The sequence below is a fragment of the Bordetella genomosp. 9 genome, from assembly GCF_002261425.1.
Lineage (GTDB): Bacteria > Pseudomonadota > Gammaproteobacteria > Burkholderiales > Burkholderiaceae_B > Bordetella_C.
Genome location: NZ_NEVJ01000003.1, coordinates 2,655,472 through 2,672,019, shown reverse-complemented (window position 1 = coordinate 2,672,019; position 16,548 = coordinate 2,655,472). Strand labels below are relative to the sequence as shown.

General features: G+C 66.3%; 16 protein-coding genes and 1 tRNA gene. 9 read left to right on the top strand and 8 right to left on the bottom strand.

The window, feature by feature from the left end:
* Positions 1 to 7 precede the first annotated feature (7 nt).
* From CAL26_RS23115 to CAL26_RS23105, 3 genes are all read right to left on the bottom strand, one after another.
* Entirely contained in the window at positions 8 to 1,612 is a 1,605-nt protein-coding gene (locus tag CAL26_RS23115; protein WP_256988572.1) for an ABC transporter substrate-binding protein, read from the bottom strand.
* 83 nt (positions 1,613 to 1,695) lie between these two features.
* Positions 1,696 to 3,171 carry an amidase gene (locus tag CAL26_RS23110; RefSeq protein ID WP_094849025.1) on the bottom strand — a complete coding sequence of 492 codons (1,476 nt, stop codon included), beginning with the start codon at positions 3,169 to 3,171 and terminating at the stop codon, positions 1,696 to 1,698.
* A complete protein-coding gene (locus tag CAL26_RS23105) occupies positions 3,168 to 3,404 on the bottom strand; it encodes a hypothetical protein (protein WP_143277485.1) in 237 nt (78 codons plus the stop codon). Before CAL26_RS23105 ends, CAL26_RS23110 begins: the two co-directional genes overlap by 4 nt.
* A gap of 313 nt (positions 3,405 to 3,717) precedes the next feature.
* Here CAL26_RS23105 and CAL26_RS23100 point away from each other — a divergent pair, with 313 nt between their 5' ends.
* Positions 3,718 to 4,425: a TetR/AcrR family transcriptional regulator gene (locus CAL26_RS23100; protein WP_094849023.1), complete on the top strand. Its 708-nt coding sequence runs from the start codon at positions 3,718 to 3,720 to the stop codon at positions 4,423 to 4,425.
* Between the two features lie 33 nt (positions 4,426 to 4,458).
* Here the strand turns inward: CAL26_RS23100 and CAL26_RS23095 are convergent, their stop codons facing one another.
* Positions 4,459 to 5,484: an aldo/keto reductase gene (locus tag CAL26_RS23095; protein WP_094849022.1), complete on the bottom strand. Its 1,026-nt coding sequence runs from the start codon at positions 5,482 to 5,484 to the stop codon at positions 4,459 to 4,461.
* 300 nt (positions 5,485 to 5,784) lie between these two features.
* Here CAL26_RS23095 and CAL26_RS23090 point away from each other — a divergent pair, with 300 nt between their 5' ends.
* The 3 genes from CAL26_RS23090 to CAL26_RS23080 all read left to right on the top strand — a co-directional run bounded on the left by CAL26_RS23090 (position 5,785) and on the right by CAL26_RS23080 (position 8,943).
* Positions 5,785 to 6,717, top strand: a complete 933-nt coding sequence (locus CAL26_RS23090) for an NUDIX hydrolase (protein WP_179283462.1) — start codon at positions 5,785 to 5,787, stop codon at positions 6,715 to 6,717.
* 217 nt (positions 6,718 to 6,934) lie between these two features.
* Positions 6,935 to 7,753: a carboxylating nicotinate-nucleotide diphosphorylase gene (gene nadC / locus CAL26_RS23085; protein ID WP_218831605.1), complete on the top strand. Its 819-nt coding sequence runs from the start codon at positions 6,935 to 6,937 to the stop codon at positions 7,751 to 7,753.
* 164 nt (positions 7,754 to 7,917) lie between these two features.
* Positions 7,918 to 8,943: a tripartite tricarboxylate transporter substrate binding protein gene (locus CAL26_RS23080; protein WP_094850043.1), complete on the top strand. Its 1,026-nt coding sequence runs from the start codon at positions 7,918 to 7,920 to the stop codon at positions 8,941 to 8,943.
* 15 nt (positions 8,944 to 8,958) lie between these two features.
* On the opposite strand, the gene fabI is transcribed toward CAL26_RS23080, so the two are convergent.
* The 3 genes from fabI to gloB form a co-directional block, all read right to left on the bottom strand.
* Complete coding sequence (gene fabI, locus CAL26_RS23075) at positions 8,959 to 9,741, bottom strand: enoyl-ACP reductase FabI (protein ID WP_094849019.1); 783 nt, start codon at positions 9,739 to 9,741, stop codon at positions 8,959 to 8,961.
* A 190-nt stretch (positions 9,742 to 9,931) separates the two neighbouring features.
* Complete coding sequence (locus tag CAL26_RS23070; RefSeq protein WP_094849018.1) at positions 9,932 to 11,356, bottom strand: transglycosylase SLT domain-containing protein; 1,425 nt, start codon at positions 11,354 to 11,356, stop codon at positions 9,932 to 9,934.
* Between the two features lie 7 nt (positions 11,357 to 11,363).
* Positions 11,364 to 12,197: a hydroxyacylglutathione hydrolase gene (gene gloB, locus CAL26_RS23065; protein WP_094850042.1), complete on the bottom strand. Its 834-nt coding sequence runs from the start codon at positions 12,195 to 12,197 to the stop codon at positions 11,364 to 11,366.
* Between the two features lie 19 nt (positions 12,198 to 12,216).
* Here gloB and CAL26_RS23060 point away from each other — a divergent pair, with 19 nt between their 5' ends.
* The 5 genes from CAL26_RS23060 (at position 12,217) to CAL26_RS23040 (ending at position 15,480) form a co-directional block, all read left to right on the top strand.
* Positions 12,217 to 12,978 (top strand): class I SAM-dependent methyltransferase, encoded by a 762-nt coding sequence (locus CAL26_RS23060; protein ID WP_094849017.1) that lies wholly within the window; start codon positions 12,217 to 12,219, stop codon positions 12,976 to 12,978.
* 80 nt (positions 12,979 to 13,058) lie between these two features.
* A complete protein-coding gene (rnhA, locus tag CAL26_RS23055; protein WP_094849016.1) occupies positions 13,059 to 13,544 on the top strand; it encodes a ribonuclease HI in 486 nt (161 codons plus the stop codon).
* Between the two features lie 91 nt (positions 13,545 to 13,635).
* Positions 13,636 to 14,376 (top strand): DNA polymerase III subunit epsilon, encoded by a 741-nt coding sequence (gene dnaQ, locus CAL26_RS23050; RefSeq protein WP_094849015.1) that lies wholly within the window; start codon positions 13,636 to 13,638, stop codon positions 14,374 to 14,376.
* Positions 14,377 to 14,466: 90 nt separating this feature from the next.
* A tRNA-Val gene (locus CAL26_RS23045) sits at positions 14,467 to 14,541 on the top strand.
* Positions 14,542 to 14,763: 222 nt separating this feature from the next.
* Positions 14,764 to 15,480: a GntR family transcriptional regulator gene (locus CAL26_RS23040; protein WP_094849014.1), complete on the top strand. Its 717-nt coding sequence runs from the start codon at positions 14,764 to 14,766 to the stop codon at positions 15,478 to 15,480.
* A gap of 53 nt (positions 15,481 to 15,533) precedes the next feature.
* On the opposite strand, the gene CAL26_RS23035 is transcribed toward CAL26_RS23040, so the two are convergent.
* Positions 15,534 to 16,490 carry a Bug family tripartite tricarboxylate transporter substrate binding protein gene (locus CAL26_RS23035; protein ID WP_179283461.1) on the bottom strand — a complete coding sequence of 319 codons (957 nt, stop codon included), beginning with the start codon at positions 16,488 to 16,490 and terminating at the stop codon, positions 15,534 to 15,536.
* Between the last annotated feature and the right edge of the window lie 58 nt (positions 16,491 to 16,548).

Sequence of the window (16,548 nt, the reverse complement as noted above, 5' to 3'; positions counted from 1 at the left end):
GCGGAATTCACTGTTGCAGGTAGACCGGCGTCAGGTCCTGGAACCAGCTCTGGGCCTGCACGAAGCCCTTCACATTGGGCGCCAGCGCGCGCGGATTCAGATCGTGGACCACCCATATCCACATCGCCTGGTCGACGATGCGGGTATGCAGCTGGGCCAGGATCGCGTCCTGCTTCCTGGGGTCGAATTCCACCTTGGCTTTCGCGGCGAGCTCGTCGGCTTCCTTGTCGCTGAAACCGCCCCAGTTGTAGCCGGCTGGCGGCTTCATCTTCGACCAGGACGTGCCGATCAGGCCGATGTCGGGATCCCAGTAGCCGAAGCTGTTGTTGATGCCGTCCACGCCCTTGTTTTCCGGAGCGTCGGAACCGGCGCGGCGGCGCGCGCGCAGGGCTTCCCACTCCATGACTTCGAGTTCGACGTCGAAGCCCACGGCTTTCAGGTTCTCCTGCACGAACTCGTTCATGGGCAGCGGCTGCATCTGGCCGGACCCCGACGTCGAGATCGCGAACTTCACGTGCAGGGGATGTTGCGGGCTATAGCCGGCTTCCTTCATCAGGCGCCGCGCCTCGTCGGGGTCGTAGCGGATCTTGAAGTGCGGCTGGCCGAACCAGGGGTGCTTGGGATCGACCATGCCCTCGGACGGGATGGCGGTGCCGCCGAGGAATTCCACCAGGCCCTGGCGGTCGATCGCCAGGTTGGCGGCCTTGCGGATGCGGATGTCGCGGAACGGCGAGCCCTCCGAATAACTGAGTTGGTACGGCCAGTTGTGGGGGTAGATGTTGGTGACGATCTGCATGCCCGCCTGCTTCAGGCGCGGGATCGTGTCGGGCGGCGGCGCTTCCACCCAATCCACCTGGCGCGAAAGAAGCGCGGCGACACGCGTATTGGGATCCGGCATGGTCAGCAGCACCATGCGGTCGGATTTGGGCACGCGCTGCGGATCCCAATAGTTCGGGTTGCGTATCAGCTCCGCGCGTTCGCGCGGCACCAGCTTGTCCAGCATCCACGGCCCGGTGCCGGACGGACGCTGCGCCACCTTGGTCCAATCGCCGCCCATTTCCTTGTAGCGCGCGGGGCTGGAGATCATCACGTCCGCGATCAGGTAGGGGAATACCGCGTCGGCATACTTGGTCGTGATTTCCACCGTCATGGGATCGATGACGCGGTAGGAAGCGACACCCGACACGTACTGGCTGGCCTGCGTGGCCTGCGCCTGGTCGAACTGCGGCGCGTCGCGCTTGAGCAGCTTGTCCAGGTTCCAGACCACCGCTTCCGCGTCGAAGGCGGAACCGTCATGGAACTTGACGTTGGGCCTGAGCTTGAAGGTCCACTTGGTGTGGGTCGCGTCGTCGACGGACCAGGACGTCGCCAGGCCCGGCACGAGCTTGGCGGGCTGGTCGGCCTTGGACAAATCCCAGCGGATCAGCGCGTCGTACAGCGTGAAGCCGATGAAGCGCATGCCCTCGCCGCCCTGGCTGGGCTGGCCCGTGGTCAGCGGGATGTCGGACATGGTGGTGGCGACGCGCAGCACCATTTCGGCGCGTGCCGTGGCGATGGCGGAAAGGGCGAGCGAGGCGGCGATGAGCGGGGCCGCGAACTTCTTCAGTACCAAGGCGTATCTCCGAGGGGTGATTCGCACCGCCGCCCGTGGGCGGCCGGCATGGAAGCGATACAGCGCGTAAGAAACCGTGGGCCCTAGGCCGTCGCGGGACTGGCCGCGACGGCGTGCGCGCCTGGAGCGGCGTCGCGCCGGCGGGCCGCGGCTTCGGCGGCCAGCGCCGCGATGTCCGGCCGCCGCGCGCGCCAGGCGGTGGCCCTTTCGTAGGCATCGCCGGCGCGCAGCACGGTGGCTTCATCGAACAGCCGGCCGGCGATCTGCAGCGAATACGGCATGCCGTCGGCATCGAAGCCGTTGCACACCGACAGGGCCGGATTGCCGGCGGAATTGAACGGTGTCGTGTAGTTCGGCTGGCTGAACATCCAGTGCGGCGACGTGGGCTCCAGCTTGCCGGCCGGCTCGGCGCAGTGCGTGACGATCAGGTCCACTTGCTCGAATGCCGCCTGCATGGCGGCCGCCAGTTCCGCGCGCATCCGCATTGCCTGTACATAGTCTTCGGCGCGCAGCAGGGCGCCGCCGATGATGCGGTAGCGCAGGCTGGCGCCCAGCAGTTCCGGCGCGTTGCGCAGCGTGTGCTGGTGGATCGAGAAGAGCTCGGCCATGGCGATCACGCGCTTGCAATCGTTGTAGGCCAGCAGCGAGGGCAAGGTGACAGGCTGCACGATGGCGCCCAGGCCGCGCAGGACGTCCAGGGCGTTGTCCAGCGCCTGGCGCGAGCCCGCCGAGATCGGTGCTTCCTGTTCCATCCAGGCCCATGGCACGCCTATCTTCAGGCCGCGCAGATCGCCGTTCAGCGCGGCGCGATAGTCCGGCACGGGCTGGTCCGCGCTACCCGGATCGAGCGGATCGTGGCCGGCGACGACGCCCAGCAGGATGGCCAGGTCCTCCGAGGTCCAGGCCATCGGACCCGTGTGATCGTGGCTGAAGGAATTCGGCAGCACGCCGCGCCGGCTGACGCGGCCGTACGTGGGCTTGATGCCGGCGATGCCGCATGCCGCCGCCGGCATGCGGATGGAGCCGCCGGTGTCGGATCCCATGCTGGCCGGACACAGCCCCGCGGCGATGGCCGCGCCGGAGCCGGATGACGAACCGGCCGGGTGGCGGCCGGTGTTCCAGGGATTGTGGGCGGGGGGCGCCACCACGTCCCAGGACGGGCCGCCGTGGGCGAATTCCCAGGTGGTGGTCTTGCCCAGCAGCACGCCGCCCGCGTCTTGCAGGGCCTGTTGCGCCGGGCCGTCCCGCACCGGAACATACTCGGCCAGCACGCGGGATTGCCCGGTGGTGCGGATGCCGGCCGTCTCGTAGATGTCCTTCAAGGAGTAGGGGATGCCGTGCAAGGGGCCGCGCGGGCCGTCACGCGCGATTTCCGCTTCGGCGGCCCGCGCCTGCGCCAGGGCGAGCTCCGGCGTGGGGGTGATGAAGCTGCACAGGGCGGCGTCCACCGCTTCCATGCGGGCCAGGCAGGCCTGCGTCAGCTCCACCGGCGACAGCGTCCTGTCGGCGATCATGCGGCTGGCCTGCGCGATGGTCAGGAATGTCGGGTCGCCGTTCATCGCGCCATCCCCTTGCCGGCGGCCACGAAGGTGGCCGGCACGAAGGCGTGCGCGGCTTCGTCGGCATAAGGCCTGTCGCGCGGGATGCGGGCCAGCATGGGCGCGATATAGCGCCAGGCGTCGGCCAGTTCGGCAAGGTGCTCGGGAGTGAGCGACAGCCCGGCGTGGGCCGCCAGGATCCGTAAATCGTCGGGGCGCGCGAACGCCTCGGTTTGCACCGCTGTTTCTGACATGGAAAAGCCCCTTGGAACCATGGATATACCCGGACAGCCGGATATTCCATATATTTTTCAATACCTTAGCGCATGTCGTGCAGATAAAACAGTTGTTTAATTCTAGGAACGCCGCCAGGGAGCGTCAAGGCAAAATCGGCCGGGTAGTGGTAAATCCTAGTGCGTTGCAGCATAACCGTGCGTCATGCGGCCAAATTGGGAAAATCGTGATTCCTGGATTAAAATCAACGGCTTGAATGCAGCCGCCAGGTGCGGGCCGCCACGAAGCTGTGAAGCAAATTAAAACAATTGATTGGTCGTCAGAGGAGGCGCCATGAGGGAAATGCCGGTCCCCGCGGAAGGAGAAATCCGCGGCGACGATGCCGCGGACATGCCGGTGCCGGAGCGTATCCTGCGGGTGGCGAAGGACCTGATCGCGCGCACGGGGCCTTTCAATACCACCGTGCGCGATATCTGCGACGCTTCCGGCGTCAACGTGGCGTCCATCCACTACTACTACGGGTCCAAGGACGCACTGGTGAAGTCGGTGCTGCTGTCCGTCATGGAGCCGGTCAACATTGAACGGCGCATGCGGCTGGAAGATGCACGCCAGCGTTACGGGCACGGGCCGCTGCCCATTCCCGTGATACTCGAAAGCCTGCTGCGCCCGCTGGTCGTCTGCGAGCGGGACGAGGATGGCGGCCGCCTGTTCGTGCGCATGGAGCATCACCTGCGCGCCATGCCGGACAGCGATTACACGCTGTTCGTCGCGCAGCACCTGGACGGGTATGCGCAGCTGTTCATCGATGCGCTGGCGCAGACATTGCCGCGCTACAGCCGCTCCGAAATCATCTGGCGCTATGAATTCGTGCGCGGCTCGGCCATGCATCTGCTGGCCAACTGCGATCCGCTGTCACGCAAGTTCCAGGTGCTGGCCGGCAAGGGCGGCATGATCGATCTCGGCGACGACGAACTGATCCTGCGCGAACTGCTGGGGACCGCCATGCTGGGCATCGGCGCGCCCGCCGTCTGGAGTGCCTAGGCGGGCGCCTGGCCGGCCGGGTGCGCGCGGCGCTCAGACCGGGGAAGGATTGCGTTCCGCGAAGCCGACCTGGTGCCAGTACGGGTAGGCGCGATCGACGGCGCTGGCGGCGTCCAGCTTCGCGATCTGGTCGGCGGTCAGGTTCCAACCCACGGCGCCCAGGTTCTGGCGCAACTGGTTTTCGTCGCGCGCGCCGATCAGCACGGTGCTGACGGTGGGGCGCTGCAGCAGCCAGTTCAGCGCGATCTGCGGAATGGTCTTGCCGGTTTCGGCCGCCACGTCGTCCAGCGCGTCGACGACGCGGTACAGATATTCGTCCGGCACGGGCGGACCGTAGTCGGCGGTCTTGTGCAGCCGGCTGGTCTGCGGCAGCGGCTGGCCGCGGCGGATCTTGCCGGTCAGCCGGCCCCAACCCAGCGGACTCCAGACGACGGCGCCCACGCCCTGGTCCAGGCCCAGCGGCATCAGCTCCCATTCGTAATCCCGGCCGATCAGCGAGTAGTAGGTCTGGTTGGCCACGTAGCGCGGATAGCCGTAGCGGTCGGCGGCGGCCTGGGATTTCATCAGGTGCCAGCCCGAGAAATTCGATACGCCCGTGTAGCGGATCTTGCCCGCCCGCACCAGCGTGTCCAGGGTGGACAGGACTTCTTCCACCGGCGTGCGGGCGTCGAAGCCGTGCAGCTGGAACAGGTCGATATGGTCGGTGCCCAGGCGCTTGAGCGCATCGTCGACGGCGCGGATCAGGTGAAAGCGCGACGAGCCGACGTTGTTGGGTTCGTCATCGAAGCGGAAGGTGGCCTTGGTGGACAGGATGACCTTGTCGCGCCGTCCCTTGATGGCTTCGCCCAGGATGGATTCGGAAGCGCCGCGCGAATAGATGTCGGCGGTGTCGAACATCGTCACGCCTTCGTCCAGACAGATGTCGATCAGCCGGCGCGCTTCGGCGACGTCGGTCTTGCCCCAGGCTTCGAACAGCTCGCCCTTGCCGCCGAATGTGCCGGTTCCAAAGCTCAGGACGGGGACTTTGAATCCCGATGCACCCAGATGTCGATATTCCATTGTGTGGCCTCTGTGTAAAAGTATGGACGGGGCGCGCGCGCTGGATAAGCGGCGCGCTGGCAAACCAGCATACTGCCGCGGCCGCGGGCCGGGAAAAACCCCGGCCGCCGCGAAACACTTGTACGTCCGGGTCAAGAATGCGAGCGCGAGCGCCCGGCCGGCGAGCCCTCCGGCCATCCATTCAGCAATCCATCCGCCATCGCATCCGGCCGTCCATCCGGTGGCAATCCCTTCGTATAATGCGGGGCCGCGCGGCTATCCGCCGCTCTCCGCGGCAATGTCGCCTTATCCTGCGTGCCCTTGACCGATCCCATCGAAAGCCGCGTTTCCGCCGAACTCGTCGCCGTACTGGTCGCCGTGACCGACGGCCAGCCTCGCGTGTTGACCACCGGCGATGCGCACGCGCTGCCCGCCGGGCCCTTCCAGTCCGCCCACCGGTCCCTGCAGGCCGGCCTGCGAGCGTGGGTGGAAGCGCAGACCCATCATCCGCTCGGCTATGTCGAACAGCTGTACACCTTCGCCGATCGCGATCGGGCGGACCAGCCGGACGCGCGCATCATCTCGGTCAGCTACCTGGGCCTGACGCGCGAATTGGCGCAGACGGGCGGGGCCGGCGTGGGCTGGCAGAGCTGGTACCGCTATTTCCCCTGGGAAGACCGGCGCGACGGCGCGCCAGTCTTCGTCGCGTCGGTGATCGAACCCCGCTTGCGGGCCTGGGCCGCGACCGGCCCGGCAGCGCAACGCGGCCGCCGCTATGACCGCGTCGCGATCACGTTCGGCCTGGATGGCGCGGGGTGGAACGAAGACATGGTGCTGCAGCGCTACGAGCTGCTGTACGAAGCGGGCCTGGTGCCCGAGGCCGGCCGCCGGCCGATCCGTCCGGCGCTGCCGGGCACGCCCATGATCCATGACCATCGGCGTATCCTGGCCACCGGCATCGCCCGGTTGCGCGCCAAGATCAAATACCGCCCGGTCGTCTTCGAACTGATGCCGGAGGAATTCACCTTGCTGCAGTTGCAGCAGAGCGTGGAAGCCCTGGCGGGCCGCGGCCTGCACAAGCAGAATTTCCGTCGGCTGATCGAACAGCAGGAACTGGTGGAAGAAACCGGTGGCATGACCAGCGGCACCGCGGGCAGGCCCGCGAAGCTGTTCCGCTTCCGGCGCGACGTCATGCTGGAACGCGCGATTTCCGGCAGCAAGCTGCCGCTGGCGCGGGAGCCGCACCTGGTCTGAGGGCCGGTCCACCGCGAAAAAACGCGAAAAAATCCGTTGACAGGGGATTATGCTCAGAAATAGTATAAGTCCATCCCTTCACTCCGCCGACTTAATACTCAAAATGAGCATAAGCACATTACCCAGGCATGCCGGGGCGCGGCACAGCCGCGGCGCGCACCCGACCGCCGCTATTTCTTCCGACGTGGTGCGCACGGTCGCGCCGCTGCCCGCCGTCATGCTGGAGCCGGTGGTGCGCGCCGCGCTGCTGGAGGACCTGGGCCGCGCGGGCGACATCACGACGGACGCGATCGTCGACGCCGATACCGAATCGCGCCTGCGCCTGGTGGCGCGCAAGCCTGGCGTGCTGGCGGGACTGGACCTGGCCCGCATGGCGTTCGCGCTGACCGACCCGCGCATCGAACTGCTGCCGGCGCTGCGCGATGGTGTCCGCCTGCGCCCGGGTGATGAGATCGCCGTGGTGGGTGGGCCGGCGCGCGGCATCCTGACCGCCGAGCGCACCGCGCTGAACCTGCTGTGCCATTTGAGCGGGGTGGCCTCGGCCACGGCCGCGATCGCCGACGCCATACGTCCTTACGGGACGCGCGTCACCTGCACACGCAAGACGCTGCCCGGCATGCGGGCGCTGCAGAAGTACGCCGTGCGGGTCGGCGGCGGCAGCAACCACCGCTTCGGCCTGGACGACGCCATGCTGATCAAGGACAACCACGTGGCCCTGGCCGGCGGCATAAAGCCCGCGATCGAACGGGCGCGCGCCGCGGCCGGCCATCTGGTCAAGATCGAGCTGGAAGTCGACACCTTGGCGCAGCTGGAAGAAGCGCTGGCGCTGGGCGTGGACGTCGTGCTGCTGGACAACATGGACCTGGCGCAACTGCGCCAGGCCGTCGCCATGGCCAAGGGCCGGGCGATCACCGAAGCCTCCGGCGGCGTGACGCCGGAAACGGCCCCCGCGATCGCGGCCACCGGCGTGGACCTGATCGCCATCGGGTGGATCACCCACAGCGTGCAAGTGCTGGATATCGGCCTGGACGCCTGACGGAGTTTGCGATGAACAGCTTGATGCGGCGCGAACGGCGCCGCGATACGGGCGCGCCCGATGGCGTACGCCCCGATGCCTGCCGTCCGTACGCGGCGCATCCGACCATGGGGCGGACCGCCCTCGGGCGGACCGTCATCGGACGGACCGCCATCGGCCTACACATGCGCGGGACCTTACTGTGCCTGGCCGCCTTGCTGGCGGCGGGCGGATGGATACGCGCGGCGGCGGCCGAAGGCAACGCCGGGCATCCCGCCAGCGTGGCGGCGATTTCGCCCGACGGCGCGGCGCGCGGCTATCCGTCGCATCCCATCACGCTCATCGTGACCTTCCCGCCGGGCGGCGGCACCGATCTGCTGGCGCGCCGCCTGGGCGCGGCCTTGCAGCAGGACCTGGGCCAGACCGTGGTGGTGGAAAACCGGCCCGGCGCCAGCGGCAACATAGGCGCCCGCGAGGTCGCGCAGGCCGCGCCGGACGGCTATACCCTGCTGATGGTCAACAGCTCCTACGCCATCAATCCCGGCGTGTACCGCGACCTGCCGTTCTCGCCCAAGCATGACCTCAAAGGCGTGATCAATGTCGCCTTCGTGCCGTCGGTGCTGGCCGTGCCGGCGTCGTCGCCTTTCCACACCCTGGCGGACGCCATGGCGGCGGCCGGGCAGGGCGGCAAGGCGTTGGCCTATGCGTCCTGCGGCAACGGCACCCCGCAGCATCTGGCGGGGGAAATGCTGCGCATCGCGAGTGGCCGGCCATTGCAGCACGTGCCCTACAAGGGTTGCGGCCCGGCGCTCACGGACGTGCTGTCCGGTCAGGTGGGCATCGGCATCATCACCGCGTCCAGCGCCGCGCCTTTCCTGGCGTCCGGCAAGCTCAGGGCGCTGGCGGTGACGTCGCCGCAGCGCAGCGACTTGATGCCTTCGGTAGCTACCGTGGCGGAGCAGGGGTTTCCAGGCTATGCCCTGGACCAATGGCACGGCCTGCTGGCTCCCGCCCGGACGCCGCCGGCCGTCATCGCCAAACTGAACGCCGCCGTCGCCGCGATCATGAACCGCGCCGATACGCGCCAGGCGCTGCTGCAGCTGGGCTACAGCCCGACGGCCAGTACGCCGCAGGCCTTCCAGGCCTTGATCGACAGCGATATCGACCGCTTCGGCCAGCTGACGGCGCGCATGGGGCTGCACGCCGACTGAAGCCGGCCGCCCGGCTTATTCCATGCCCGGCACGATCGTGGAAAATCCCGCGTCCACGTGGGTGATTTCGCCCGTCACGCCGGCGGCCAGATCCGACAGCATGAAGGCCGCGACGTTGCCGACGTCGTCGATGGACACATTGCGCCGCAGCGGCGCATTGCTTTCGACGAACTTCAGGATGGACGAGAAATCCTTGATGCCGCTCGCGGCCAGGGTCTTGATGGGGCCGGCCGAGATACCGTTGGCGCGTATGCCTTGCGGGCCCAGCGCCGTGGCCAGGTAGCGCACGCTGGCTTCCAGCGAGGCCTTGGCCAGGCCCATGGTGTTGTAGTTGGGAACGACGCGTTCGGCGCCCAGGTAAGTCAGCGTCAGCACCGAGCCGTTGCGCCCCTTCATCAGCGGCAGCGCCGCCTTGGCCATGGCGGGAAAGCTGTAGGCCGATACGTCGTGCGCGATGCGGAAGCCTTCGCGCGACAGGCCTTCCAGGAAGTCGCCCGCGATGGCTTCGCGCGGCGCGAAACCGATGGAGTGCACCAGCCCGTCCAGGCCGTCCCAACGCTGGCCCAGTTCGGTAAAGGCGGCTTCGATCTGGGCGTCTTCCGAGACGTCGCAGGGCAGCACGATGTCGCTGCCGAACTCGCCGGCGAATTCCGTGACACGGTCCTTGAAGCGATCGCCGACGTAGGTAAACGCCAGTTCGGCGCCCTGGCGGTGGCAGGCCCGCGCGATGCCATAGGCGATGGAGCGGTTGGACAGCACGCCCGTGACCAGTATGCGTTTGCCGGCTAGAAAGCCCATTTTTCGTATCCTCGAAACTGAAAGCGGTATTTTAGGTGAACCTGGCCGGCGCCGCGCCCGTCCCTGTTCCCGGCGGGATATGCGCAGCGCGGCTTTCCATCGCCCCAAAGAAAAACGCCGGCGATGACGCCGGCGTCCCCGATGCGGAAGCGCCTTCCGGCGCGGCCGCGTGGCCCTGCGGCCGCGCTGCTCAGCCGCGCACGTTCGTGCCCGGCACCCGCAGCGTGCTGCCCACCTTCAGGGCGTTGCCCTTCAGGTTGTTCAGGGCGCGCAGCGCGTCTACCGTGGTGCTGTACTGGCGCGCGAGCGAAAACAGCGTGTCGCCGGACTTGACCTTGTGCTGGCGCACATTGGGCCGCGGCGCGGTCATCTTCGCCGACGCCACCTGCGCCGTGGCCGGACGCACCGAACCGCGCTGGGCGGCCGGGCCCTGCGTGGCCGGACCGGCATTGTCCAGCGATGCCACCTGCACGCCGCCGCGCGCCGGCACCAGCAGGTGCTGCGCCATGGCGATGCGCTTCTGGCGCGAGGGGATGTCGTTCAGCCCGCGCAGCGTGGATTCCGAAATGCCGAAGCGGCGCGCGATCGAGGCGTAGGTATCGCCCCGCTGCGGCTGGTACACCTTCCAGCTGGACAGGTCGCCCTTGTAGTTCTCGATGTTGGCGTTGAAGACCGCCACGCGGTCCGCCGGCAGGATCATGGAGGCGTGCTCGCCGCGGATCACCGGGCGATTGAACGACGGATTCAAGGCCTTGAACTCGTCCACCGGCATTTCGGCCAGGCGCGCGGCGACTTCGATATCGATGTCGCGGTTCTTCTGCACCGTGGCGAAATACGGCGTGTTGTTGACCGCCGGCAGGACCACGGCGTACTTGGTCGGATTGGCGATGATGTTCTTGATCGCCTGCAGCTTGGGCACGTAGTTGCGCGTTTCGTCCGGCATCTGCAGCGACAGATAGTCGGTGGGCAGGCCTGCGGCTTCGTTCTTCGCCATGGCGCGCTGTACCGAACCTTCGCCCCAGTTATAGGAAGCCAAAGCCAGGTACCAGTCGCCCTGCATTTCGAACAGGTTTTCCAGGTAGTCCAGCGCCGCGTTGGTCGACGCGATGGGGTCGCGCCGTTCGTCACGCCACCAGTCCTGCTTCAGGTTGTAGTGCTGGCCCGTGGCCGGCACGAACTGCCACAGGCCCGAGGCCTGGGCGCGCGACAGGGCCGAAGGGTTGTACGCGCTTTCCACGAAGGGCAGCAGGGCCAGCTCGGTGGGCATGCCGCGCTGGTTGATTTCGTCGGTGATGAAATACAGGTATTTACCCGCGCGTTCGGCCATGCGCTGGACGGCCTCGGGATGCGAGGCGTAATAGTCGGTCCACTGGTCGACCAGGGGATTGTGCAGATTGGGGATGGCGAAGCCGCGGCGTATGCGGTCCCAGACGTCGCGCGGGGGGTGGGTCAGGTCGATGGTGCGTGACGTGACCGTGGCGACGTAGCGGGTCGGATATCCGGGTTGCTGGGTGTCGAGATCGCCTGCGTGGAGTTCTGTCTGTTTGTGCGTCGTTCCCGCGCAGCCGGCCAATACGGCCAAGAGCAGGGGAAAGATTAGCCGGAACAATTTCATCAGTGGTTCACTTGAAGTTGTTTTTCCATTCGCGAAGTACGGCGAATACTTCGACGGGCGAGTTTAGCGAACGCCCAGCATGAGCTGCGGCAGCCTGGGTAATTTCAACTTGCCGGGTACGCAGGAACGGATTGGTGGCCCGCTCCAGCCCGATCGTCGAGGGAAGCGTGGGACTACCTTGTTCGCGCAGTTGCTGGGCCCGCTGGTACCACTGTTGCAGGGTGCGGTTGGCCGGATCGACGGCCTGTGCCCATCGCAAGTTGGCAAGAGTGTACTCGTGTGCGCAGCAAACTTGTGTTTCAGCCGGTAATGTTACGAATTTACCAAGAGAATCAGACATCTGCGCGGGTGTGCCCTCGAACAGGCGCCCACAGCCGCCGGCGAATAGGGTATCCCCGCAGAAAAGTACCGGGTCCACCCCCGCGGCCCGGCCGTAGTAGGCAATGTGGCCGGCCGTATGGCCCGGGACATCCAGGACGTCCATCGCCAGGTCGAGTTCCTCGATGCGAACCTGGTCGCCTTCCCGCAGGGCAACGTCGCGGCGCGGCAGGGTCTCATCCGCGGGGCCGTATACGACGGCCCCGGTGGCGAGCGACAATTCCAGCACCCCGCCGACATGGTCCGCATGATGGTGCGTGAGTAGAATGGCGCGCAATTGCAGTCCGCGTTCGCGCAGCGCGCGCAGCACCGGTTCGGCCTGGCCGGGGTCGACCACGGCGGCCAGTCCCTGGCGTTCGACCAGCCAGATGTAGTTGTCGGAGAATGCCGGGACCGGTACCAGCGAGGCGAACGAGGCAGGTCCGGGCACATCGACGCCAGCGGGGGCGGAGTTGGCTTGCATCATCTAAGGAACCTATAGCGTGGCAGAAGAGAGTGCGCCGATTGTAGAACTGGCCGAGTGGTTTCAGACGCCGCCCGGGCAGTATGCGCTGCGCTGGGAGCAGGCCCAGTTCGATGCGGTGGTGGCCGACGTGTTCGGCTACAACGCCTTGCAGGTGGGGCTGGCCGAGCTGGATCTGCTGCGCAACAACCGCATGCCGTTCAAGGCCTATGTGGGCACCGTCATGCCCGAGCCCGAAGTGGCGGCACGCTGGCAGGCCTGCACGCTGGCCGATCCGCGTGCCTTGCCGTTCTCGTCGCAGAGCATAGACCTGTTGATCCTGCCGCACGCGTTCGAGTGCACGGATGCGCCGCATGACGTGCTGCGCGAAGTGGAACGGGTGCTGATGCCGGAAGGGCGCGTGGTGATCTCGGGCTTCAATCCCTGGAGCCTGTGGGGCGCGCGCAACCGCATGCCCGGCATGGAACCCTGGCTGCCGCACGCGCCGTCGGCGCAGGTCTCGCTGGCCCGTGTCAAGGACTGGCTGAAGCTGCTGTCCTTCGAGGTCGACCGTGGCCGCTTCGGCTGCTACGCGCCCGCCTGCCAGACGGATATCTGGTTGCAGCGCTGGCGCTTCATGGAGAAGGCCGGCGATCGCTGGTGGGCGGTGTGCGGCGCGGTGTACATGGTGTCGGCGGTCAAGCGCGTGGCCGGCATGCGGCTGATCGGCCCGGCCTGGAAGCAGAAGCGGCCGGCCGCCGCGGCGGCATCGGTGGTGGCGAATCATCGTTCGCGGCTTTAACGGTCGGGTCGTTGAGTTCGCGGCTTCAATCGCGGCCGCGGTGCTCGCGGACGTATATGGAACAGTGCAGGAATCAGTCGATGATCGATGGCAGTACGGCTGGCGGGGACGCCAGGATGGAAGTGGTGGAGCTCTGGACCGACGGCGCCTGCAAGGGCAATCCTGGGCCGGGCGGCTGGGGCGTCCTGATGCGTTCGGGCACCCATGAAAAAACGCTGCATGGCGGTGAAATGGCGACCACCAACAACCGCATGGAACTCATGGCCGTGATCCAGGGGCTGGCGGCGCTGAAGCGTCCCTGCCAGGTGACCATACACGTGGACTCCCAGTACGTCATGAAAGGCATGATGGAGTGGATCGCCAACTGGAAGCGGCGCGGCTGGATCACCGCGGATAAGAAGCCGGTGAAGAACGCCGAGCTGTGGCGCGCGCTGGACGAGCAGGTGTCGCGCCACAAGGTAGCGTGGCGCTGGGTACGCGGCCACGCGGGCGATCCCGGCAACGAGCGCGCGGACGAACTGGCGAACCTGGGCGTGGAAGAAGCCAGGCGCGGGCGCCCGGCTTAGGGGCGCCCGGCTCAGGGGCGCCCGGCCTAGGGCCGCAGGGCATGGCGTCAGCCCGTGTCCCGCGCGGCGTCGGCCGGGTACACTACCGGCCATGCGCCAAATCATCCTCGATACCGAAACCACCGGCCTGGAGCCCGCCCAGGGCCACCGCATCGTCGAAATCGGCTGCCTGGAAATCGTCAACCGCATGGTCACGGGCAATACCATGCACGTGTACCTGAACCCGGACCGCGACAGCGATCCCGAAGCCTTGGCGGTGCACGGGCTGACCACGGAATTCCTGGCGGACAAACCGCGCTTCCAGGACGTCGCGGACGAGCTGTGCAGTTTCCTGGATGGCGCGGAAGTCATCATCCACAACGCGGCCTTCGATACCAAGTTCATCAACGCCGAACTGGCACGCATCGGCCGCGGGCCCATGCACGAGTTCTGCGCGACGATCACCGATTCCTTGATGCACGCGCGCGAGCTGCACCCGGGCAAGCGGAATTCGCTGGATGCGCTGTGCGAGCGCTACGGTATTTCGAACGCGCACCGGACGCTGCACGGCGCCTTGCTGGACGCGCGCCTGCTCGGCGAAGTCTGGCTGGCGATGACGCGCGGCCAGGACGCGCTGCTGATCGACATGGACGAGTCCGGCGGCAAGGGCCAGTCGGAAGGCGTGGTGCTGGCGCGCTTCGACGCGTCCGGCCTGCCGGTCATCCGCGCCAGCGCGGAAGAACTGGCCGAGCACGAAGCCTACCTGGCGGCGCTGGATAAGTCGGTGGGCGGCGCCTGCCTGTGGCGGCAGTGGGATCCGGCGCCGGTGGTGCAGGAAGCCCAGGCCGCCTAGCCTGGGGCTGGCGAGCTCCCGCGCCAGTCGCCCGGCGGCCGCTGATTTGCCATCACCAAATTCCACATGCTAGAATCGTTGTCTCTCTTGGGGCGGTTAGCTCAGTGGTAGAGCACTGCCTTCACACGGCAGGGGTCACTGGTTCGAAACCAGTACCGCCCACCAAGACGCAGAATACAAACGCGGAAGTACAGCGCACAAGCACAACGCAAGCTCAACGCACAACCGCGATGTGACGAAGAAATGCCGGCGAACAGCCGGCATTTTTGTTTGCGCCGGAATTTTCGTTTCCGGGGGCATTTCGCAGCGCCGGCACGCGGCGTCGGCGTCGATCCAGCCGGTACAATTCCTAAACATTCAACGCGGTGCATCGGCGGCCACGCGAGTATGAATTCAACCCTTTCCCTCGAATCCGATCGCGAAACCCGTTTCGAGATCGCGCGCCCCTCCTTGCACGATCAGGTGGTGTCGAGGCTGCGTGCCTTGTTGATCGAAGGCGTCATACCGCCGGGAAAGAAATTGAACGAACGGGAGCTCTGCGAGCTTCTGAAGATTTCCAGGACGCCGCTGCGCGAAGCGATCAAGCTGCTCGCGTCGGAAGGATTGGTCGACCTGCTGCCCAATCGTGGCGCCATCGCGGTGGATTTGACGGAAGCGGACGTGCACCATGCTTTCGAACTGCTGTCCGAGCTCGAAGGGTTGGCGGGCGAGCTGGCCTGTCGGCGCATCACCGACGACGAGCTGGACGCACTGCAATCGCTGCATGCCAGGATGCTGGACAGCTACGTGGAAAAGGACTTGTCCACGTACTATCGATTGAACGCGGCGATTCATCGCGCCATCATCGGCGCCGCCAAGAATCCCCTGCTGGAAAGAACCTACCAGACCATCAATGCGCGCGTCCAGTCGCTGCGCTTCAACACGAATCACGACAAGGCCAAGTGGGAACGGGCCGTCGGCGATCACGAGAAAATGATGGACGCATTGGCATCGCGGGATGCGCAAATGCTGCGCCGTCTATTGACGCAGCATCTGCGTGACAAGGCCGATGTGGTCATTGCCCAGCTTCGCATCAGAAGGCAGGGCAACACCGGCGGCGCCTGATCGGGAATGCCCGATCGGGGACGCCCGGTCAGGGACGCCCGGTCAGGGACGCCTTAGTCCAGCGACGTGCCCGTTTCCTTGACGATGGTTTTCCAGCGCTGGATGTCGCGGTTCAGGTAATCCTGGAAGGCCTGCGGGCTTTCCGCCTTGAGCACCACGCCTTGCTTCTCGGTCAATGTGCTGACCACGGACGGGTCGGCCAGGATGGACCGCACGCTGGCGTTGAGCTTGTCCACGGCATCCTTGGGCATGCCGGCCGGACCGACGATCCCGTAGTAGACGCCGATATCGTATTTCCCGTAACCCAGCTCCTTGAAGGTGGGCACGTTGGGCGAGAGACTGGATCGCTGGTCGCCGGTGATGGCCAGCGTCTTGATTTTGTCGGTGTTGGCGGACCCGAGGATAGGATTGATCAGGACGTCGACCTGTCCGCCCATGAGTGCGCTCAGCGCATCGCCGCCGCCCTTGTAGGGAATGTGCGTCATCTTCACGCCCGTCACCTGTTCGAACAGCACGGTTGCCATGTGCGGCGTGCCGCCGACGCCGGACGAGCCGTAGTTCAGCTTGTTCGGGTGTTCCTTGCCGTACTTGATCAGGTCGTCGAGACTGTTGATGCCCAGTCGCGCGTTGACCTTCAGGTCGACCGGGCTGATGCCGATATAGGCAACGGCCTGGAAGTCCTTGCTGGCGTCGAAACCGATGTTCTTGTAGAGCGCCGAGCTGACCGCCAGGCTGTTCGCGGCGACGAGCAGGGTATAGCCATCCTTGGGCGCGCGCGCCACATAGCTGGCCGCGATATTGCCGCCGGCGCCGGCCTTGTTTTCCACGATGACGCTTTGCCCGAGTGACTTGGACAATTTGTCGCCGATGATCCGCGCGACGAGGTCGATGCTGCTGCCGGCGGAAAAGCCCACCACCAGCGTGATGGGTTTGCTCGGATAGGAGGATTGCGCGACCGCCGATGTCACCAGCAGCATGCCTGCGGAAAGCGCGATGAGTTTTCTGAACAAGAAGCTGCCGTGTGCCATGGTCGTCTACGCGTGTTGGGTTGCTAGGAAGGGGACGCCC